We start from the raw sequence: 20152 nt of genomic DNA, 5'->3' as shown, positions 1-20152 counted from the left end.
CTTTAGCCGCCGGCATTCGGCAGAGCGAGGTTGCGCGTGTAGCCCGGCCCGATGGTCAGTGGTTTGGAAGGCATATCCGCCGAACTGACGTCGGAAACGACGGCGAACGCATCCTCGAACAGCACGGCGTCATCGCCTTGCTGCAGCAGCCTGACGGTCACATGATAGGGCTTGCCGGTCTCGATGCCGTGGAGAGACGGCGTGCGCAGACCATATTGCCGCGTCTTCGGCCAGAGCTTGGCCTTGACCACCAGGGGATCGCCGCCCGCTGGATCCTCGAAGATCGCCTCGATCACCGAGGCGTTCTTAACCGGCTTCATCACCCAGGCCGTAAACCCGTAGTAAGCGTCCGCGATTCGGTAGTTGAATATGAAGCCCGCGCCGGCGATCTTCAGATAGGGTGTCTCGCCCGGCGGAACGCGCACCGCGAAGGCCGCGGCGGCGAGCGCTAGCAGAAAGGCGCCGCTGGAAAAAGCGAGCGTGCGGGGCGAAATCTTTCGCTGCGGTTTCGGCATGGGCGAATCCCGGAATGGCCTCATTCGAGGCACGTGCGATCCTAGGTCGATCATGCAGATTTCGCCATCCATCGGCAAAGCGAGGCGTTGCGCTGCGCAATCGCAGGAGGCCGGCTTTCCGCGCTGACGACAGCCTCGTACCGCAGCATTCGCGCTTGCCGGAAAACTCGTATCCCAGTTCTCTCTTCGCGCTTGCGAAAGCGCCGCCGCCGACGCAATCTCGGGCGTTGCGACCGGATGGGTATTAGCCTGGCGGCGCGCTGAGGGAGAGCCTGATTTGTCCATCGCCAAGATTCTCGTCGCCAACCGTTCCGAAATCGCGATCCGCGTGTTTCGCGCCGCCAACGAGCTCGGGCTCAAGACGGTGGCGATCTGGGCCGAGGAGGACAAGCTGGCGCTGCACCGGTTCAAGGCGGACGAGAGCTATCAGGTCGGCCGCGGGCCGCATCTGGCGCGGGATCTCGGGCCGATCGAATCCTACCTGTCGATCGAGGAGGTGATCCGCGTCGCGAAACTCTCCGGTGCCGACGCGATCCATCCCGGCTACGGCCTGCTCTCGGAGAGCCCGGAATTCGTCGATGCCTGCCATGAGGCGGGGCTCGTCTTCATCGGCCCGACCGGCGACACGATGCGCCGGCTCGGCAACAAGGTGGCGGCGCGCAACCTGGCGGTCGAAGTTGGCGTGCCGGTGGTGCCCGCGACCGAACCGCTGCCGGACGACATGGACGAGGTCCGGCGCATGGCGCGCGAGATCGGCTATCCCGTCATGCTGAAGGCGTCCTGGGGCGGCGGCGGGCGCGGCATGCGGGCCGTGCGCGAGGAGAAGGACCTCGAGCGCGAGGTGATCGAGGGTAAGCGCGAGGCGAAGGCCGCCTTCGGCAAGGACGAGGTCTATCTCGAGAAGCTGGTCGAGCGCGCCCGGCATGTCGAAGTGCAGATCCTCGGCGATACCCATGGCAACGTCGTCGACCTGTTCGAGCGCGACTGCTCGATCCAGCGCCGCAACCAGAAGGTCGTCGAGCGCGCCCCTGCGCCCTATCTCGACGACACCCAGCGCCGGGAGCTCGCCGGCTATGCGCGCAAGCTCGCCGAGGCGACCGCTTATGTCGGCGCCGGCACCGTCGAGTTCCTGATGGATGCCGATACCGGCAAGTTCTACTTCATCGAGGTCAACCCGCGCATCCAGGTCGAGCACACGGTGACCGAGGTCGTCACCGGCATCGACATCGTCAAGGCGCAGATCCACATCCTCGACGGTCACGCCATCGGCAGCCCGGAGTCCGGCGTGCCGCGGCAGGAGGACATCAAGCTCAACGGCCACGCGCTGCAGTGCCGGATCACCACCGAGGATCCCGAGCACAACTTCATTCCGGACTACGGCCGCATCACCGCCTATCGCGGCGCCACCGGCTTCGGCATCCGGCTCGACGGCGGCACCGCCTATTCCGGCGCGGTGATTACGCGCTTCTACGATCCGCTGCTGGAGAAGGTGACCGCCTGGGCGCCGTCGCCGGGCGAGGCGATCGCCCGCATGCACCGGGCGCTGCGCGAGTTCCGCATCCGCGGCGTGGCGACCAACCTCACCTTCCTCGAGGCGATCATCACGCACGAAAAATTCCACGACAACAGCTACACCACGCGCTTCATCGACACGACGCCGGAGCTGTTCAGCCAGGTGAAGCGGCGCGACCGCGCGACCAAGCTCCTGACCTATCTGGCCGACGTCACCGTCAACGGCCACCCCGAGACCCGCGGCCGGCCAAAGCCCAGCGCCGACCACGCGCTGCCGCGCGTTCCGGTGTTCCGCGAGGAGCTGGTCGAGGGCACCAAGCAGAAGCTGACCGCCCTCGGGCCCAAGGGCTTTGCCGACTGGATGCTCGCCCAGAAACAGGTGCTGGTCACCGACACGACGATGCGCGACGGCCACCAGTCGCTGCTGGCGACGCGGGTGCGCACGCACGACATCGCCGCCATCGCCGAATCCTACGCCCGCGGCCTGCCACAGCTGCTGTCGCTGGAGTGCTGGGGCGGCGCGACCTTCGACGTCGCCATGCGGTTCCTGACCGAGGATCCGTGGGAGCGGCTGGCCCTGGTGCGTGAACGGGCGCCGAACATCCTGTTGCAAATGCTGCTGCGCGGCTCCAACGGCGTCGGCTACACCAACTATCCCGACAATGTGGTGAAAACCTTCGTCGCGGAAGCCGCGAAGGGCGGCGTCGACCTGTTCCGGGTGTTCGACTGCCTGAACTGGATCGAGAACATGCGCGTCTCGATCGACGCCGTCCGCGAGGCGGACATGCTTTGCGAGGGGGCGATCTGCTACACCGCCGATCTCCTCAACTCGGCGCGGCCGAAATACGACCTTAAATACTATGTCGGCCTCGCCAAGGAGATGGAGGCGGCGGGCGCCCACATCCTCGGCGTCAAGGACATGGCCGGCCTGTTAAAGCCCGCCGGCGCGCGCGTCCTGTTCAAGGCGCTGAAGGAGGAGGTGGGCATCCCCATCCACTTCCACACGCACGACACCTCGGGCATTTCGGCAGCGACGGTGCTCGCCGCCGTCGATGCGGGTGTCGACGCCATCGATGCGGCGATGGACGCGCTGTCCGGCGCGACGTCGCAGCCCTGCCTCGGCTCGATCGTCGAGGCGCTGGCGGGGCGCGAGCGCGATACCGGCCTCTCGGCCGACGCGATCCGGCGCATTTCGTTCTATTGGGAGGCGGTGCGCAACCAGTATGCGGCGTTCGAGAGCAATCTGAAGGGGCCCGCCTCCGAAGTGTACCTGCATGAAATGCCGGGCGGCCAGTTCACCAACCTCAAGGAGCAGGCGCGCTCGCTCGGCCTCGAGACCCGCTGGCACGCGGTTGCCCAGACCTATGCCGACGTCAACCAGATGTTCGGCGACATCATCAAGGTGACGCCGTCGTCCAAGGTGGTCGGCGACATGGCGCTGATGATGGTGAGCCAGGACCTCACCGTCGCCGACGTCGAGGATCCCGACAAGGAACTGGCTTTCCCCGAGAGCGTGGTCTCGATGATGCGCGGCGATCTCGGCCAGCCAGCCGGGGGATGGCCGGAGGCCTTGCAGAAGAAGATCCTGAAGGGCGAGGCGCCGGTGACGGAGCGGCCGGGCTCGCTGATCCCCGATGCGGACCTTGCGGCCATGCGCGCCGAGATCGATGCGAAGCTCGAGACGACGCTCGGCGACCAAGCCTTCGCCTCCTACCTCATGTACCCGAAGGTGTTCACCGACTTCGTCGCGACGCAGGAGCTTTACGGTCCCGTCTCGGGGCTGCCGACGCCCAACTACTTCTACGGTATCGCGCAGGAGGAGGAGGTGCTGGTCGATCTCGAACGTGGCAAGACGCTGGTCATCCGCTGCCTCGGCTTCGGCGAGACCAACGAGAAGGGGCTGCGCACCGTGTTCTTCGAGCTCAACGGCCAGCCCCGCCGGGTGAAGGTGCCCGATCGCACCCGCGGCGCCACGGCGGCGGCGAAGTCGAAGGCCGAGCCCGGCAATGCTGCCCATGTCGGCGCGCCGATGCCGGGCGTCATCTCGACGCTCGCGGTCTCCCCGGGCCAGACGGTGAAGGCCGGCGACGTGCTGCTGTCGATCGAGGCGATGAAGATGGAGACGGCACTGCACGCCGACCGCGACGGCCGGATCGAGGCCGTCCACGTCAAGCTCGGCGACCAGGTCGACGCCAAGGATCTCCTGGTCGCCTTCTCGCCGGACTGACAACACCGGCAGACTGACGAAAAGGGGCGGGGCGGCAAGACATCTGCCGCCCCGCCCCTTTTGTTTTCCGCGCCTAGAGTGACATTTTTTCACTCGGTTGATTGCCCCGACACCGGGGGGCTTTTGATGCTCCGCTTTCCGCTAATCGCGCGCTCGCAACATTTCGAGAGCGCTCCAGGTGAGCATCTTTCCGGAGCGGCCAGATTTTGCTTTAATCTTTGGCCGGCTAAGCATGCCCTGGAACTTAAGACCGTCTCAATCATGCGCTCGATAGATTGGTGGCCAGGATTATCCTTTACTGGACAATGCCGGACACCGCATGGCCATCACTTCACGGCGTGATCTGAATACTGGAGGGGCGCAGCGTTGCGCCCTGCGCAGTCTTGTGCGCCGCGCCAATGGCGACCGGCGGGCTGCGACGGCGATCGAGTTCGCGCTGATTGCGCCGGTGCTTTTCATTCTGATCCTCGGGACGGTGGAACTCGGCCTCTGCTTTACGGCAGACATCCTGTTGCGCAACGCGACCTCGTCTGCGGCGCGGCTCGGGCGGACGGGCTATGTCGCCGCCAGCACCACCCGCGATGCCATGGTGCTGGCGCAGATCACGCAGGAGGCCGGGGCATTGCTGACGCCCAGCAAGCTGACGGTCACCAGCAAGGCCTATGGCGGCTTTGACGACATCGGCAAGCCCGAGCCTTTCACCGACGTCAACGGCAATGGCAAGCGCGACGACGGCGAGAGCTACACCGACGTCAACGGCAACGGGAAATACGATCTCGACCGCGGCAAGGATGGGCTCGGCGGCACCAGCCAGATCGTGATCTACACCGTCACCTATCCCTGGTCGTTCTTCACCCCGCTGGTCGGCCGGATGATCTCGAGCACCGGCACGATCATCCTCACCGCGACGGCGGTGATCCAGAACGAGCCCTACTGATGCGGAGCGCCTCGACCATCCCGTCCGTGTGGCGGCGCGTGTGCCGGCTTGCCGGGAGGCTGGGCGACCGGCGGGGCGTCGCGGCGATCGAACTCGCGCTGGCCAGTCCCGTACTTCTTGTCCTGTTGATCGGGACGACCGAGTTGGCGAGTTTCATCAAGATCCACTACCAGTCCGCGCAGATGGCATCGACCGTCGCCGATGCCGTCGCCCGCTACGACAAGGTGACCTCAGCCGATATCGCCGACATCCTCAGCGCGTCCGCCGCGGTCATGGACCAGACCGACTTCGGGGCAAAGGGCTATGTCGTCCTGACCTCGGCGGTGAAGGTCAAGACAACGGACGCGCCGACCGTCGCCTGGCAATGCCGCGGCGGCGGCACGACGGCGCAGGCGAGCCGGGTCGGCAAGTTGAAGGGCGTTGCGACGCTGCCGGGCAGCCTGGTGCTGGATGCCGACGACAACGTCATCGTGGCCGAAGTCTTCTACACCTACACCCCGATGTTCACCCTGATCCCGATCGACACCAGGATCGTCTACAAGACCGCCGTCTTCCGGCCGCGGCTCGGCGCCCTGACCACCGTTTCGGGCTGTTGAGAGGTCGACATGGCCGTAATCCGCTTCTCTCCGTTTCGACGATGTTTAGCGGCGCTGGACCGTCTCCGCCGCGATCGGGTCGGCAGCGTCCTGCCGTTGATCGCCGTCTCCCTCTTCGTCCTCGTCGGCAGCGCCGGTTTCGCCGTCGACGGGGCGCGGCTGATGCTGATGCATTCCAAGCTGCAGGCGTCGATCGATGCGGCGGGCCTCTCGGCGGTCGCGCGGCTCAGCACCACCGACTATCCTGGCCAGGTCAGCAAGTTCGCGCGGGCAAATTTCCTCGATGGCTATGTCGGGGCGGAGATCGCCGCGATCACTGCGGTCGTCAGCAACAACGCCGAGACGCTGACGGTGACCGCCACCGCGTCGGCCCCCACCAGCTTCATGCAGCTTTTCAACATCAAGCTGATGAGCACCAGTGCCAGCACGACCGTGACGCGGGCGATGGGAGGGCTGGAGGTGGCGCTGATCCTCGACGTGACGGGGTCGATGAAGACGGATGGCAAGATCGGCAGCCTGAAGACTGCGTCCAAATCGCTGATCAACATCCTGTTCGGCAACTCAGCCACCGTCGAAAAGCTTTACGTCGGGGTCGTGCCGTTCTCGCAGTCGGTCAATATCGGCACGACCAGAACGGGGTGGCTGACGAACGCCCCGAAAGGCTGGGGCGGTTGCGTAGAGGCGCGCTTCAACGGGAGAGATCTCACGGATGATCCGCCTGGTGTCGAGAAATACCGGCCTTATACTTATTCCAACTGCGCGACGGCAGTGGTCACCCCTTTGACGTCGACCAAGGCAACCCTCATCGCGGCCATCGACGATCTCGATCCTGGTGGCGGAACACAGATCGTCGGGGGGGCCGTCTGGGGCTGGAACATGCTGTCACCCCGCTGGCAGGGGCTTTGGGGCGGTACCATGGGGACGACTTTGCCGTTGAATTACGGTTCGACCGGAATGAGCAAAGCCGCCGTCATCATGACCGACGGCAAGAACGAGATCGGAACCAACGCTGCTTACGGAGTGAAGACCTGCCCCTATGACTTCTTTCGGGGTCGTTATACCTGCACCTACGACGAGCGGCTTGGCGTATCCGCGAGCTCGTACGATTCTGGAACCGCCTCCAACAATGTGGACACACTTGGCGATGCTGCGCTCGACACCAAGATGACCGCCGTCTGTACGGCGATGAAGAACGCCGGGATCACGCTCTATACCGTCGCGCTCGGCAGTCCCGGCACGGCGATCGAGAACCGGCTGAAAGCCTGCGCCAGCCAGCCGGCCTTCTTCTTTGACTCGCCGACCGGCGCCGATCTGCAGACGGCCTTCGCCAAGATCGGCGACTCGCTGTCGAGCCTGCGCGTCAGCCGGTGACGGATGAAGCGCCTATTCGCCGGCGGTGCAGAAGCGGCTCCGGCCGGCGGTGTCGAGATAGGTCCCGAGTTCCGGGTTGAAGCTGGCGAAGGTGTTGATGCAGTAGCGCGTCCAGGCCTCCGACCACGGCTGCAGATAGCCGGTCGCAGGCGTCTGGGACTTGGTCTCCGCGCTCGCCTCCCGCCGGCCGGAACGGGAATAGCCGGGCGCGATGCGGATGATCTTCGGCCCGCCCTTCGAAATGACCTCGATCCCGTTGCCGCCGACAGGGCGCCGGTCGAGCCGCTCCGTCTCGATGTCGATGATCTTCGGTCCCGACGGAAACCGCGGCGCCGCCGCAGCGCTGCCGCCGTCGCCATAGCCACCATAGCCGGACGAGCGGTCATAGTCGTATTCATAGGTGCCCGACCCGCCATAGGCGACATCATCGAGCGAGGGGATGTAGGGGCGATCGGCCGGATCGATGGCGCGGCCGACATAGATGATGGAGCCGCGGGCCTCGAGACGTCGGTCCGCGCGCGCGGTGCCCTCGCGGCGATCCCAGCGGTTCCGATCGTTTTCCGCGTCCCGGTCGTGACGGCTTTGGCCGGAGACCGCAACGCCCCGGCCCGACCGAGCAGAGGAAAGCGACTCCCTAACGCTGCCATTGCTGGCGATGTCGATGAAGCCGTAGCTCCTTTCGGCCGCAGCCGCGGCGCTGCTGGCGAGCGTCAGGGCGGCAAGGGCGAGGCAGGTGGTGCGCATGGCTGTGTCCCACATTGAAACCCGTTGAAGGGTGATGTGTGACGTGCTGCATTCCGCGTGCCAGACGAAATCGTTTCAGAATGGTTCACAGAGCACTTCAAGCACAGGAAAGTGCGGGCGGTGGGCCTGTTCTTGGGGGAAATGCGCTAACGCGGACGTTGGAAACGTACACCGCAGCGGCGGCGTGTCCCCGCAGGCGTTCGGCCGGACGTCGATCGTGCCGGCCCGAACGTCGATTTCTGGCGGGGATATGCCAAGGCCGCCGCAGGCTAGACTGCGACGCCCCGCCCGTCCCGCCAGTCCCGCGTGTCCTTCGGCATGCCAGGCAGCGAAGCCGTCCGGCCGCCGCAGCACCCAGGCGATTGCGTGGCTGATCCAAAGCCTCCCGGCCTGCCTTCCATGGTCGGCGTTCGGGCAGGACGGCGTTCGCTCGTCTGAGCCGAAGATCGCCTCAGTCGGCGGCTTCGAGGTTCACCGCTTTCGGGCCCTTGCCGCGCTTGTCCGGCTCGGTCTCGTAGGAGACCTTCTGGTTCTCGACGAGGCCATTGAGGCCGGAGGCCTGGACGGCGGAAATGTGGACGAAGATGTCGGCCCCGCCATTGTCGGGCTTGATGAAGCCGAAGCCTTTCTCGGTATTGAAGAACTTCACGGTGCCAGTCTGTGCCATTGCCAATCCCTGTTCCTTGGCGGTTCGCTGCGCCACGTCAGCTGTCGCAGGCAAGTCTCGAACGGCAAGGAAGAGAAGCGATACATCGCAGGCGCCCGTCCCGGCCACCTACTCGGAGGTTAAAGCCTCCGACCCGACATTCGTTCAGTCGCTGTGTTCACGAAGTTGCCCCAACCTGCTTTTTTTGCAAGGTACGGGGTATGAATGCAAGTAAAAGTTTTGGGCCGACCTCGCGCCCAGCCTCCTCAACTGTAGCTGGATGTTTGTTTGCAAAATTTACAAATTTGCAGGGCCATGAACGCGCGGTGATACTGACGTCGTTCGAATTTGTTTTGCCGGACAACTATTCTGGTCGATAACGGCGGGGAGGGCGAGCGAGGTTCGGCTGTGCGGCCGGCCCGAATACTATGCCTTCCTGCGTAAATGCGACCGCGTGCCGGTGCCACGACGCAGAAAGGGCCCGCCTTCCGGCGAGCCCTCTGATCTGTCCGCACCGCCCGCCGAACTTGTCCGGCGGGTTTGCTGCTTGGCTCAGGCGCGCTGGACGTTGACGGCCTTCGGGCCCTTGCCGCGGGTATCGGGCTCGACGTCGAAGGTGATCTTCGCGCCGTCCTCGATCGAGGACATGCCGGCGCGCTCGAGCGCGGTCACGTGCAGGAACACGTCCTTCGCGCCGCCATCCGGCGTGACGAAGCCGAAGCCCTTGGAGGAATTGAAGAATTTCACGGTGCCGGTCTGGCTCATGACAGTACCCTTTTCACTGACGATCGACGAAGTCCCGATCGATCCGGAAGGCGGGCGTCGGCGCACGGCTTCCGATGGAGGTGACGCCGTCCCGAGGGAAGGCGCCGGTGATGTCGGAAGTTTACGTCGTGTCGGCGAAAGGGTCGAAGTCGCTGATGTCGCTGGAGATCGAGGAGCCAGCAAAGGCCCGGCTCGAACTACTGCAGCATTTCCACGGGGAGACCCGCGGCCTTAAAACGTCTCACCAGTTCTCCGGGTCAGCAAATGCCCGAACGTTCTTGATATGGCAGGCACTCCGGCGCTTCGCAAGAGTAGGATGATTGCCGGCTATGGTGCGCTGCGTCATTCTGGGACAGGTCTGCTCCGCCCATCGTGCCAGACGCAGTTCGGGCGGCACCGGGTTTCCCCGCGCCGCCCGATCCTTCAGCTCTAGGTCTTCTCGTCGACTAAGCGACCTCAGGCAAACGGTCGATCAGCTTGTCGAGCGTGACGGGATAGTCGCGCACCCTGACGCCCGTGGCGTTGTAGATCGCGTTGGCGATCGCCGCGCCGACGCCGCAGAGGCCGAGTTCGCCGACGCCCTTCGCCTTCATCGGCGATGTCGTCGGGTCGGTCTCGTCGAGGAAGATCACCTCCTGGTGCGGGATGTCGGCGTGCACCGGCACCTCGTAGCCCGCGAGATCATGGTTGACGAAGAAACCGCGGCGCGTGTCGACGGCAAGTTCCTCCATCAGCGCCCCACCGACGCCCATCGTCATCGCGCCGATGACCTGGCTGCGGGCGGTTTTCGGGTTGAGGATGCGGCCGGCGGCGCAGACGGCCAGCATCCGGCGGACCCGCACCTCGGCCGTGGCGACATCGACGCCGAGCTCGACGAAATGGCCGGCGAAGGTCGACTGCTGGAATTTCTCGCCGAGATCGCCGAACTCGATCTTGTCCTCGGCGACGATGTCGCCGTCCCGCGCGGCATCGGTCAAGGCGATGTCGCGGCCGCCCGACCGGACGCGCCCGTCCTCGAACACCGCATCGGCTGCGTCGACACCGAGCTTGGCCGTCACCGCCTCGCGCAACTTGACGCAAGCGGCGTAGACGCCAGCGGTAGACGAGTTCGCACCCCACTGTCCGCCGGACCCTGCCGCAGCCGGAAAACTCGAATCACCGAGATTGACCGCCACCCGGTCGACCGAAACGCCCATCATCTCCGCCGCTGTCTGGGCGATGATGGTGTAGCTGCCGGTGCCGATGTCGGTCATGTCGGTCTCGACGGTCACGACACCGTCCCGTCCGAGCCGCACGCGGGCCCCGGAGGTCATGCCCGGGCTGTCGCGGAAGCCGGCGGAAACGCCATGACCGACCAGCCAGCGGCCGTCGCGGACCGCTCCCGGCGACGGGTTGCGCTTGGACCAGCCGAAACGCTCGGCACCGGTCCTCAGGCACTCGACGAGCTGGCGCTGCGAGAACCGCCGCTCCGGGTTCTCCGGGTCGACCTGCGTGTCGTTGAGGGCGCGGAAGTCGATCGGGTCCATGCCGAGCTTCTCGGCCATCTCGTCAATGGCGATCTCCAGCGCCATCAGGCCTGGTGCCTCGCCCGGGGCCCGCATCGCGTTGCCCTCGGGAAGATCCAGGTGCGACAGGCGCGTGCGCATGTGCCGGTGTGCGCCGGCATAGAGCAGCCGGGTCTGCGCCGCCGCCATTTCGGGCTTGCCGTCGGGCAGGTTGCCCGACCAGGCCTCGTGGGCGATCGCCGTGATCTTGCCGTCGCGGCCAGCGCCGATGCGGATGCGCTGGATCGTCGCCGGACGGTGCGTGGTGTTGTTGAACACCATCGGCCGGGTCAGCGCGACCTTGACGGCACGCTTGGCGGCCTTCGCGCCGAGGGCGGCCAACACGGCATCGGACCGCACGAACAGCTTGCCGCCGAAGCCGCCGCCGATGAAGGGCGAGATCACCCGCACCCGCTCCTTGTCGACGCCGAGCGTCAGCGCGATGTCGCCGACGGCCCAGTCGATCATCTGGTTCGAGGTCCAGACAGTGACGTCGTCGCCGTCCCAGACCGCCATCGAGGCATGCGGCTCGATCATCGCATGCGCCTGGTCGGGCGTGGTGTAGGTCTCTTCCAGCTTGGTCTCCGCGGCGGCGAAAGCCGCGTCGAAATCGCCGACGCTGGCGTCGGGATCCTTCTCCTCGCCCTCCGGCTTGACGCCCTCCTTGTGAACCGCGGCGAGATCGAAGCTGCCTTGCTCCTCGGCATAGGTGACATCGATGAGGTGCGCGGCAGCCCGCGCCTGCTCGAACGTCTCGGCGACCACCATGGCGATCGCCTGATGGTAGTGGTCGACAGACGGGCCGCCGAGCAGCTTGGCGATGTTCATCTTGCCCTTGCCGAGCGTGCCGGCGTTTTCGGCCGTGACGATGGCGATCACGCCGGGTGCGCGGCGGGCGGCAGCCGTATCCATCGCGGTGATCCGCCCCTTGGCGATCGTCGCCCCGAGGATGTGGCCGTAGGCGGGATTGTCGATCGCGTCATGGCGCTCGAAGGCATAGGGCGCGGTGCCCGTGGTCTTGTGACGGCCGTCGATCCGGTCGATTGGCTGGCCGACGACCTTCATCCGGTCGATCGGGTTGGTGGTGGCAGGCGTGTCGAACTTCATGGCTCAGTTCCTCGCATCGGAGAGCACGGCCCCGAGCGTCCGCTCGACCAGCGACAGCTTGAAGGCGTTCTCCTCGGTCGGCCGGGCGTCGGCCAGCAGCTTTTCGGTGACGGCCTTCGTGCCGCGTGACATCTCGGCCTCGGCGGCTTCGACCCGCCAGGGTTTCGGCGCGACGCCCCCGACGGCGACGCGTCCGCTGCCATCCGGCTGCACCACGGCGGCGACGGAGATGAGGGCGAAGGCGTAGGAGGCGCGGTCACGTACCTTGCGGTAGACCTGCGTGCCACCGATCGGCGCCGGCAGCGTCACCGCGGTGATGAGTTCGCCGGGCTGGAGGACGGTCTCGACCTCCGGCGTATCGCCGGGCAGGCGGTGGAAGTCGGCCATCGGGATCTGGCGCTCCGCGCCGTCGGGTCTGACTGTCTCCACCACGGCGTCGAGCACCCGCAGCGCGACGTTCATGTCGCTCGGGTTGGTGGCGATGCAGGCATCGCTGACACCGACGACGCCCAGCTGGCGCGAGAAGCCTTCGAGCGCCGAGCAGCCGGAGCCGGGCTGGCGCTTGTTGCAGGGCTGGGCGGTGTCGTAGAAATACGGGCAGCGCGTGCGCTGCAGGAGATTGCCGGCCGTCGTCGCGCGGTTGCGCAGCTGGCCGGAGGCGCCCGCCAGCAGAGCGCGGGACAGGACGCCATAGTCGCGGCGCACGCGGGCGTCGGCGGCAAGATCGGTGTTGCGCACGAGCGCTCCGACCCGAAGGCCGCCCTCGGCCGTCGCCTCGATCGTGTCGAGCCCGAGGCCATTGACGTCCACCAGATGCGCCGGCGTCTCGATCTGCAGCTTCATCAGGTCGAGGAGGTTGGTGCCCCCGGCGATGAATTTAGCGCCGGGTGTCCTCGCCGCCGAGGCGGCGGCAGCTTGCGGCGAGGCGGCGCGCTCGTAGGTGAAGGATTTCATGCCGGCACTCCCGCAACCTCGGTCATCGCGTCGACGATGTTGGAATAGGCGCCGCAGCGGCAGAGATTGCCGCTCATGCGCTCGCGCATTTCGGTAGCCGTCATCTCCGGGGCGGCGTTGAGATCGGCGCTGACATGGCTCGGAATGCCGGCCTTCACCTCCTCGATGACGCTGACCGCCGAGCAGATTTGGCCCGGCGTGCAATAGCCGCACTGGTAGCCGTCGTGCTTGACGAAAGCCGCCTGCATCGGGTGCAGATTGTCCGGCTGGCCGAGACCCTCGATCGTGGTGATCTCCTCACCCTCGTGCATGACGGCGAGCGACAGGCAGGAATTCATCCGCCTGCCCTCGACGATCACCGTGCAGGCGCCGCACTGGCCGTGGTCGCAGCCTTTCTTCGTCCCGGTCAGGTGCAGATGCTCGCGCAGTGCGTCCAGCAGCGTCGTCCGCAGATCGAGGTCGAGCGATCGCGCCTCGCCGTTGACCGTGAAGGAAATTTTGGACACCACCGGCACGCCCGCCGCTGCCGTCTCGTCGGCGCGGGCGCTGGCGGGCAACGCGCTCACCGCCGCCGTCGCCGCCGTTCCCGCCATCACTTCGCGGCGGTTCAGTTCAAAGCTGCAGGATTTCTGCATCATACGTCCAATCCGTGATCATCCAAATGCTGTGCCGCCCAATGTGTCCCTGGCTCGTTCACCCCAACGGGGATCACGAACCTGGAGCCATTCTAAGAGGCGGCATGAACGATCAACGAAAGCGACCCCCTCGTGTTGCCTCACGGCCGGTCACGCTTCGGGGAAGTGAAGTTCAGGGGGGGGCGGGTTATCGGCGGGTGCCGGCGATGCGGCGGTAAGGACGGCGTGAAGCCGTGCTGCGACGCTTATATCGGGAGTTGGTTGGTGATCCCGACTGGATTTGAACCAGTGACCCTCAGATTAGGAATCTGATGCTCTATCCTGCTGAGCTACGGGACCATTCAGGCGCACCCTAGTCGAAAAAGGGCGTCGGGGCCAAGCCCCATCAGTGGTATCGGGCGACGGGTCGTGTTCCGGGGTTTTTGGCCGGCTAGATGCGCTCGGTGGCGGGGCGGGCGTCGCCGCCGGGGGCTTGCACCAGCATGACCGCGGTTCCGCTCCCAAGCGTGACCGTCACCGGGCCCGCCGCCTCGTTCGACTGGGTGAGGATCGAGTGGAACGGCACGGCGACGTTCTCCAGCGGCCAGCGCGCGCCTTCGATGGTCAGGCCGGCGAGATCGGAGAATTTGAGGATGGAGAAGGTGGTGCCGGGCGCGAGGTCGAACTCTTGCGCGCCGGGGGCGAGCGGCACGGCGGTCTCGTTGCCGTCGGCGAGCGTCACGCCGAGCCCGCGCGCGGCATAGCGCAGCGCCAGCACCAGGTGCATGAAGGCGTGGTCGGTCCTCGGGCCGCCGCAGGCGCCGACCAGCAGGAGGTCGGTGGCGCCGCGCGCGATGGCGGTGTCGATCGCCAGTTCGCCGTCGGTCCGGTCCTTGTCGCGCGGAAAGGTCTCGCGCGGGGTCTCGGCATGGCGGGCATTGAGCGCCGGATCGACCGAATCGAAGTCGCCGACCCAGAGCTCCGGCACGACACCGAGCGCCGCAGCATGCATCATGCCGCGGTCGGCGGCGATGATGCGCGTCGCCGCAACGGCGCGGCAGAGGTCTCCGGTCGGCCGGATCGGGCCCGCGAGAAGGATGGTGAAGCGGCTCATGCCCGCGGCTGTAGCGGCCGGCGAGCGGAGGGGCAACCGTCGATCGCCAGGCATCGATCACTGGCGGCGACGCGCCCTGGCGTGCGGTGCCGCAGCGCCGGCCCCGTGGCGCCGAAAAGACTGCGGCTGCCAGGTGCGGCTGCGTCTTTTCGGCGCCGGATGACCTGCAGCGTCGCCGGCATCTTGCCTTGGCCGCAGAGCCGGCTATGCTGGCCTCGCTCACACGGGGTGCCTTCGGGCTGAGAGGCTTTTCGCCAACCCGCCGAACCTGATCCGGCTCGTACCGGCGGAGGGATGAGGGCGTCCGCGCAACGCGCGGAAGCGCACCCAGTCGATCCGCGAGACGGCCGCCCTGTCGAAGGAAACGCCGTGCGTCTTGCCTCCCTCGCCTCCATGCTGGCGCTTGTCGCCGCCTCCGCTCTGCCGGCCCTTGCCGCGGACGCCAAGCCGGTGCTCACCGTCTACACCTATGAGAGCTTCTTCCCGGAATGGGGTCCGGGCCCGAAGATCGAGGCGGCCTTCGAGAAGACCTGCGGCTGCGACCTGCAATGGGTCGGGCTTGGCGACGGCGTCGAGATCCTCAACCGGCTGAAGCTCGAGGGTGCGGGCACCAAGGCCGACGTCGCGCTCGGCATGACCGCCGAAATGGTGCCGGAGATGAAGGCGACCGGTCTCTTCGCCGACAGCGGCGTCGATCTCGCCGCGCTGACGGTGCCGGGCGGCTTCGACGACAAGGTGTTCGTGCCGTTCGACTACAGCTACCTCGCCTTCATCTACGATACCGAGACGGTGAAGAACCCGCCGAAGAGTTTCGACGACCTCATCAACGGCGACCCTGACGAGAAGATCGTCATCGAGGATGCCCGCACCTCGACGCCGGGCCTCGGCCTGCTGCTCTGGATGAAGGCGGTCTATGGCGAGGGCGCCGCGGCGAAATGGCAGACGCTGTCGAAGCGGATCCTGACCGTGACGCCCGGCTGGAGCGAGGCCTATGGCCTGTTCACGCAGGGCGAGGCGCCGATCGTCCTCAGCTATACGACGTCGCCGGCCTACCACATGATCGAGGAGAAGGTGGAGCGCTACCAGGCGGCGAGCTTTGCCGAAGGCCACTATCTGCAGGTGGAGCTGGCCGGCCGGCTGAAGGGTTCGAAGCAGCCGGAACTGGCGAAAGCCTTCCTCGACTTCATCCTCACCCCCGCCTTCCAGGACGTGATCCCCACCACCAACTGGTCGCTGCCGGTGATCGCGCCGTCGAAGCCGCTGCCGCCGGAGTTTGCGAGACTGGTGCAGCCGGCACGGCCGCTCGCGGTGCCGGCGGAGGACGTCGCGGCCAACCGCAAGGCCTGGACCGACGAGTGGCTGAAGGCGATCGGCCGCTGAGCCCGGGCCTTGCCGCCGGACGGCGCGGGAAGCTTGCCGCCAACCGGCACGGGAAGCTTGCCGCAGGCCTCGCCGGCCTAGGCTTCCTCGCGCTCTTCGTCGCCGGCCCGTTCGCTGCTCTGCTCGGTTTTGCCGGCGCCTTTCCGGACGTGCCGGCGCTGGCGCGCGACGGCTATCTGCAGGGCGTCGTCCTCTTCACCTTGCAGCAGGCGCTGCTGTCGGCGGCCCTGTCGGTTGCCGGGGCGGTGCCGCTGGCGATCGCCCTTCACCGCTTCCGTTTTCCCGGGCGGGCGCTGGTGCTGCGGCTGTTCCTGCTGCCGCAGGCGCTGCCGGTGCTGGTCGGCGCGCTCGGCATCATCGCGGTCTGGGGCAGGGGCGGCGTGGTGTCGGACGGGCTCGCCGCGATCGGGCAGCAGCGTCTCGACGTCTACGGCCTCTCCGGCATCCTCCTCGCCCACGTCTTCTTCAACCTGCCGCTGGCGGCGCGGCTGATCTTCGCCGCGCTCGACGGCGTGCCGGCCGAGAGCTGGAAGCTCGCGGGGCAGCTGTCGCTCGGACCGATGGCGGTGTTCAGGCTGGTCGAATGGCCGGCGGTGCGCGCGGCGCTGCCGGGGGCGGCGAGCCTTGTCTTCATGCTCTGCATCACGAGCTTTACCCTGGTGCTGGTGCTGGGAGGAGGGCCGGGCGGCACGACGCTCGAGGTCGCGATCTTCCAGTCGCTGCGCTATGATTTCGATCCCGGCCGCGCGGTGCTCCTGGCCCTCGTGCAGATCACGCTGACCGGCCTCGTGCTCGCCGCGGTGCTGCGCCTCGGCGGACATCTCGACGCCGGCGTGACGCTCGGCCGCAAGGCGGTCCGCTTCGACCGGCAGACGGCTCTGCAGCGCGCTGCCGGCATCCTGGTCATTCTCCTCGGCCTCGGCTTCATCGCTGCGCCGTTCATCGCCCTGCTGGTCAAGGGCCTTGGCGCCGATCTCTTCCGCCTTGCCGGCGAGCCGCTGCTGCAGCGCGCGCTGGCGACGAGCCTTGCCGTCGGGTTTGCCGCGGCGACGCTCAGCCTCGTCCTGTCGCTGGCGCTGCTGTTCGGCGCATCGAGCCTCACCCACGAGAAGGGACCGCTGCGATCGCTGCGGGGCGTGTTCGACCTGTCCGGCAGCCTGGTGCTGGTGATCCCGCCGATCGTGCTCGGTGCCGGCTGGTTCCTGGTGCTGCGGCAGGCGACCGACGTCTTCGCCCTGGCGCCGGTGATGGTGGTGCTGACCAATGCGGTGATGGCCATGCCCTTCGTCATGCGGATTGCCGGGCCGGCGCTCGCGTCGTCGGCGGCGCGGCACGACCGCCTCGCGGCCAGTCTCGCGATGACCGGCTGGTCGCGGTGGCGATATGTCGAGTGGCCGGCGGTGCGGGGCGCCCTCGGTCTCGGCTTCGCCTTTGCGCTGGCGCTTTCGCTCGGCGATCTCGGCGTTGCCGCCCTCTTCGGCAACCAGGATTTCGTCACCTTGCCGCTGCTCCTGCACCAGCGCATGGGCAGCTACCGCAGCACCGATGCAGCCGGCATCGCGCTGATCCTCGGCGCGCTCAGCCTCACCTTGATGGCGATTGCCGAGCGTGGCTTCCGGAGGTCGACATGACCCATGCGCTCCGCCTCGACGGCGTCACCCACCGATACGAAGACCGGCGCATGGCGTTCGACCTTGCGGTCGAGACCGGCGAGTGGCTGGCGATCATCGGCCCGAGCGGCGCCGGCAAGTCGACGCTGCTGGATCTTGCCGCGGGCTTCCTCGCACCGGATGCGGGCCGGGTGGAGATCGCCGGACGGGACGTCACCGCCGATGCGCCGGGCGACCGGTCGCTGAGCTTCGTCTTCCAGGAGAACAACCTGTTTGCCCATCTCGACGTGTTCCGGAACGTCGCGCTCGGCCTGTCGCCCTCGCTCCGGCTCACCGCGGCCGAGCGGCAGTCGGTCGAGGAATCGCTCGGTGCGGTCGGGCTTGCCGGCCTCGCGCACCGTCGCCCCGCGGAGCTGTCGGGCGGCGAGCGCCAGCGGGTCGCCCTGGCGCGGGCCTTCCTGCGGGAGCGGCCGCTGCTGCTGCTCGACGAGCCCTTCGCGGCGCTCGGCCCCGCGCTGCGCCGCGAGATGCTGGAACTGCTGCAGGATCTGCGCCGCCGCAGCCCGCGGCCGATCAGCGTGGTCATGGTGACCCACCAGCCGGAGGATGCGCGGGACCATGCCGACCGGATGGCCTTCCTCGAGGACGGCCGCATTGCGGCGATCGGTGCGACCGGGAAGATTCTCGCAGCCAAAGGCCATGCCGGGCTTTCGGCCTATCTCGGTCGCCCGCCGGCCTGACCGGACCGCATTTCAGGCGGATTCACTGGTTAGGGCACCATGTGTTTTGCTCTCGAAACACCGTGCGGGCGAAAAATGCGTTTCGTGTGCTCGGCTTGCTCTTTCGCACTGCGTTGCCGTACGCGTAGAGCATGTGCGCAACCCGTCCGGTTTCGGCGCGGCACGGTGCCGGCGGATGTGGACAGATCGGGGATCAGGCAGGAAATGACGGCGCAGGTGTTCAGCTCAGGACGGGCCCCAAACCGACCGCTCGCGGTTCGGCAAGGCCTTCGTGTGGCTGGTCTCCTCGGTGCCGCGCTGCTGCTCGGCGCCTGCCAGAGCATCAACAAGAGCCTCGAGGATGTCGCCAGCGGCGCGACGCCGGCCCAGACCGGCTATCTGCCGGGCCCGGCGCGCGAGCCTGTGACCTTCGAGAACCTGCAGAAGGGTGATCCGCAGGCGTCGATCGGTCGCTCGCAGCACCCGAAAATCCTGGCGGCCTATGGCGGGGCCTATTCCGACCCCGAGCTAGAGCAGACCCTGGCGACTATCGTCGGACGGCTCAGTGCCGTCACCGACGATCCGAACCGCGCCTACCGCATCACGGTCCTCAACTCGCCCAACGTCAACGCCTTCGCGCTGCCGGGCGGCTATCTCTACGTCACCCGCGGCCTGCTCGCGCTCGCCAACGATTCGGCGGAAGTCGCCGCGGTTCTGGCGCACGAGATGGGCCACGTCACGCTGAACCACGGCATCGAGCGCCAGCGCCGCGAGGCGGCAGCTGAGCTCGCCGGGCGCGTCGTCTCGGAAGTGCTCGAAAGCGATTCGGCCGGGCGGGCGGCGCTCGCGCGGGGCCGGCTCAACCTCGCCAGCTTCTCGCGCAACCAGGAACTCGAGGCCGACGCCATCGGCATCAAGCAGACCGGCCGTGCGGGCTACGACGCCTATGCCGCCGAGCGCTTCCTGAAGGCGATGGATTCCTACTCGCACTTCCGCAATGCGTTCCAGGCCGAGAACCCCAATCTCGACTTCCTCGCCACCCACCCGGCAGCGCCGCAGCGCATGGAGCTGGCGGACCGGCATGCCCGCGAGTTCGGTCCGCCGGGCACCGGATCGATCGACCGCGATCGCTACCTTGCCGGCATCGAGGGCATGCTGTTCGGCGACTCGGCCGTCGAGGGCTATGTGCGCGGGCGGCAGTTCTACCATCCGGGCCTCGGCATCACCTTTGCCGTGCCGAACGGCTTCGTCATCGACAACACCGCCGAGGCGGTGCTGGCGACCGGCCCCGGCGACACCGCCATCCGCTTCGACGGCGTCGCGCTGCCGCGGTCCTCGAGCCTCACCGACTACATCACCAGCGGCTGGATCGGCGGGCTCGACCCGTCGAGCATCAAGCAGGAGCGGATCGGCAATCTCGAGGCGGTTTCGGCCCGGGCTTCCGGTGGCGAATACGTCTTCGACGTCACGGTCATCCGCGTCGAGGGGCAGGTCTATCGCTTCCTCACCGCGCTGCCGACCGCCTCGGACGCCAGCGTCGGGCAGATTGCGGCCGGCGTCGCCGGGTCGTTTCGCCTGCTGACCGAGGCGGAGAAGACCCAGCTGAAGCCGCTGCGCATCCGCATCGTCACGGCCCGCGCCGGCGACACGGTGGATTCGCTGTCGAACCGGATGGACGGCATCGACCGCAAGCCGGACATGTTCCGGCTGCTGAACGACTTCGAGCCGACCGATGCAGTGAAGGCCGGGGCGAAATACAAGATCATCGCCGAGTAGGCCAGCCTTCGGCCTCGTTCC

The 20152-nt window shown here is 67.1% G+C and carries 16 protein-coding genes, 1 tRNA gene and 1 riboswitch; of the genes, 8 read left to right on the top strand and 9 right to left on the bottom strand.

Features of this window, described 5'->3' with window-relative positions; all coding sequences use genetic code 11:
* Positions 1 to 2 precede the first annotated feature (2 nt).
* Positions 3 to 800 carry a hypothetical protein gene (locus ACZL02_RS11745; protein ID WP_472939785.1) on the bottom strand — a complete coding sequence of 266 codons (798 nt, stop codon included), beginning with the start codon at positions 798 to 800 and terminating at the stop codon, positions 3 to 5.
* Between ACZL02_RS11745 and pyc the strand changes: the two genes are divergently transcribed.
* From pyc to ACZL02_RS11725, 4 genes are all read left to right on the top strand, one after another.
* Positions 793 to 4254, top strand: coding sequence for a pyruvate carboxylase (pyc, locus tag ACZL02_RS11740; RefSeq protein WP_472939784.1), 3462 nt, complete (start codon positions 793 to 795; stop codon positions 4252 to 4254). The genes ACZL02_RS11745 and pyc overlap by 8 nt on opposite strands.
* A gap of 319 nt (positions 4255 to 4573) precedes the next feature.
* The gene (locus ACZL02_RS11735) at positions 4574 to 5191 is read left to right on the top strand and encodes a TadE/TadG family type IV pilus assembly protein (RefSeq protein WP_472939783.1); all 618 of its coding nucleotides are present in this window, start codon (positions 4574 to 4576) and stop codon (positions 5189 to 5191) included.
* Positions 5191 to 5787: a TadE/TadG family type IV pilus assembly protein gene (locus ACZL02_RS11730; protein ID WP_472939782.1), complete on the top strand. Its 597-nt coding sequence runs from the start codon at positions 5191 to 5193 to the stop codon at positions 5785 to 5787. The genes ACZL02_RS11735 and ACZL02_RS11730 overlap by 1 nt, the downstream gene beginning before the upstream one ends.
* Before the next feature lie 9 nt (positions 5788 to 5796).
* Entirely contained in the window at positions 5797 to 7158 is a 1362-nt protein-coding gene (locus ACZL02_RS11725) for a pilus assembly protein TadG-related protein (protein WP_472939781.1), read from the top strand.
* Between the two features lie 12 nt (positions 7159 to 7170).
* Here the strand turns inward: ACZL02_RS11725 and ACZL02_RS11720 are convergent, their stop codons facing one another.
* From ACZL02_RS11720 to ACZL02_RS11685, 8 genes are all read right to left on the bottom strand, one after another.
* Complete coding sequence (locus ACZL02_RS11720; RefSeq protein WP_472939780.1) at positions 7171 to 7902, bottom strand: BA14K family protein; 732 nt, start codon at positions 7900 to 7902, stop codon at positions 7171 to 7173.
* A gap of 451 nt (positions 7903 to 8353) precedes the next feature.
* Positions 8354 to 8569 (bottom strand): cold-shock protein, encoded by a 216-nt coding sequence (locus ACZL02_RS11715; protein WP_188853002.1) that lies wholly within the window; start codon positions 8567 to 8569, stop codon positions 8354 to 8356.
* 531 nt (positions 8570 to 9100) lie between these two features.
* On the bottom strand, positions 9101 to 9313 hold the full coding sequence (locus ACZL02_RS11710; protein ID WP_472939779.1) for a cold-shock protein: 213 nt from the start codon (positions 9311 to 9313) through the stop codon (positions 9101 to 9103).
* Positions 9314 to 9759: 446 nt separating this feature from the next.
* Positions 9760 to 11964, bottom strand: coding sequence for an aldehyde oxidoreductase molybdenum-binding subunit PaoC (paoC, locus tag ACZL02_RS11705; protein WP_472939778.1), 2205 nt, complete (start codon positions 11962 to 11964; stop codon positions 9760 to 9762).
* Positions 11965 to 11967: 3 nt separating this feature from the next.
* Positions 11968 to 12918 carry an FAD binding domain-containing protein gene (locus ACZL02_RS11700; protein WP_472939777.1) on the bottom strand — a complete coding sequence of 317 codons (951 nt, stop codon included), beginning with the start codon at positions 12916 to 12918 and terminating at the stop codon, positions 11968 to 11970.
* Complete coding sequence (paoA, locus tag ACZL02_RS11695; protein WP_472940070.1) at positions 12915 to 13553, bottom strand: aldehyde dehydrogenase iron-sulfur subunit PaoA; 639 nt, start codon at positions 13551 to 13553, stop codon at positions 12915 to 12917. Before paoA ends, ACZL02_RS11700 begins: the two co-directional genes overlap by 4 nt.
* Positions 13554 to 13815: 262 nt before the next feature.
* Positions 13816 to 13892, bottom strand: a tRNA-Arg gene (locus ACZL02_RS11690).
* A 91-nt stretch (positions 13893 to 13983) separates the two neighbouring features.
* Positions 13984 to 14646, bottom strand: coding sequence for a thiamine diphosphokinase (locus tag ACZL02_RS11685; protein ID WP_472939776.1), 663 nt, complete (start codon positions 14644 to 14646; stop codon positions 13984 to 13986).
* Between the two features lie 214 nt (positions 14647 to 14860).
* Positions 14861 to 14958: riboswitch (TPP riboswitch) on the top strand.
* 81 nt (positions 14959 to 15039) lie between these two features.
* Between ACZL02_RS11685 and thiB the strand changes: the two genes are divergently transcribed.
* The 4 genes from thiB to ACZL02_RS11665 all read left to right on the top strand — a co-directional run bounded on the left by thiB (position 15040) and on the right by ACZL02_RS11665 (position 20131).
* Positions 15040 to 16026 (top strand): thiamine ABC transporter substrate binding subunit, encoded by a 987-nt coding sequence (gene thiB, locus ACZL02_RS11680; RefSeq protein WP_472940069.1) that lies wholly within the window; start codon positions 15040 to 15042, stop codon positions 16024 to 16026.
* Positions 16002 to 17657 carry a thiamine/thiamine pyrophosphate ABC transporter permease gene (thiP, locus tag ACZL02_RS11675; RefSeq protein ID WP_472939775.1) on the top strand — a complete coding sequence of 552 codons (1656 nt, stop codon included), beginning with the start codon at positions 16002 to 16004 and terminating at the stop codon, positions 17655 to 17657. Before thiB ends, thiP begins: the two co-directional genes overlap by 25 nt.
* A complete protein-coding gene (thiQ, locus tag ACZL02_RS11670; protein ID WP_472939774.1) occupies positions 17654 to 18376 on the top strand; it encodes a thiamine ABC transporter ATP-binding protein in 723 nt (240 codons plus the stop codon). Before thiP ends, thiQ begins: the two co-directional genes overlap by 4 nt.
* Before the next feature lie 204 nt (positions 18377 to 18580).
* Complete coding sequence (locus tag ACZL02_RS11665) at positions 18581 to 20131, top strand: M48 family metalloprotease (RefSeq protein WP_472939773.1); 1551 nt, start codon at positions 18581 to 18583, stop codon at positions 20129 to 20131.
* Positions 20132 to 20152 lie beyond the last annotated feature (21 nt).

The sequence above is a fragment of the Mesocryomonas fontinalis genome, assembly GCF_055730125.2.
Note: the sequence above shows the minus strand (reverse complement) of the source record. Positions and strands in the feature narration are given on the sequence as shown.

Excerpts from the sequence above, each read along its gene's own strand:
- paoC (WP_472939778.1), bottom strand. The coding sequence starts at position 11,964 with ATGAAGTTCGACACGCCTGCCACCACCAACCCGATCGACCGGATGAAG.
- ACZL02_RS11710 (WP_472939779.1), bottom strand. The coding sequence starts at position 9,313 with ATGAGCCAGACCGGCACCGTGAAATTCTTCAATTCCTCCAAGGGCTTC.
- ACZL02_RS11665 (WP_472939773.1), top strand. The coding sequence starts at position 18,581 with ATGACGGCGCAGGTGTTCAGCTCAGGACGGGCCCCAAACCGACCGCTC.
- ACZL02_RS11745 (WP_472939785.1), bottom strand. The coding sequence starts at position 800 with ATGGACAAATCAGGCTCTCCCTCAGCGCGCCGCCAGGCTAATACCCAT.
- thiB (WP_472940069.1), top strand. The coding sequence starts at position 15,040 with ATGCTGGCGCTTGTCGCCGCCTCCGCTCTGCCGGCCCTTGCCGCGGAC.
- ACZL02_RS11715 (WP_188853002.1), bottom strand. The coding sequence starts at position 8,569 with ATGGCACAGACTGGCACCGTGAAGTTCTTCAATACCGAGAAAGGCTTC.
- ACZL02_RS11730 (WP_472939782.1), top strand. The coding sequence starts at position 5,191 with ATGCGGAGCGCCTCGACCATCCCGTCCGTGTGGCGGCGCGTGTGCCGG.
- ACZL02_RS11685 (WP_472939776.1), bottom strand. The coding sequence starts at position 14,646 with ATGAGCCGCTTCACCATCCTTCTCGCGGGCCCGATCCGGCCGACCGGA.
- ACZL02_RS11735 (WP_472939783.1), top strand. The coding sequence starts at position 4,574 with ATGGCCATCACTTCACGGCGTGATCTGAATACTGGAGGGGCGCAGCGT.
- ACZL02_RS11720 (WP_472939780.1), bottom strand. The coding sequence starts at position 7,902 with ATGCGCACCACCTGCCTCGCCCTTGCCGCCCTGACGCTCGCCAGCAGC.
- thiQ (WP_472939774.1), top strand. The coding sequence starts at position 17,654 with ATGACCCATGCGCTCCGCCTCGACGGCGTCACCCACCGATACGAAGAC.
- ACZL02_RS11700 (WP_472939777.1), bottom strand. The coding sequence starts at position 12,918 with ATGAAATCCTTCACCTACGAGCGCGCCGCCTCGCCGCAAGCTGCCGCC.
- ACZL02_RS11725 (WP_472939781.1), top strand. The coding sequence starts at position 5,797 with ATGGCCGTAATCCGCTTCTCTCCGTTTCGACGATGTTTAGCGGCGCTG.
- paoA (WP_472940070.1), bottom strand. The coding sequence starts at position 13,553 with ATGCAGAAATCCTGCAGCTTTGAACTGAACCGCCGCGAAGTGATGGCG.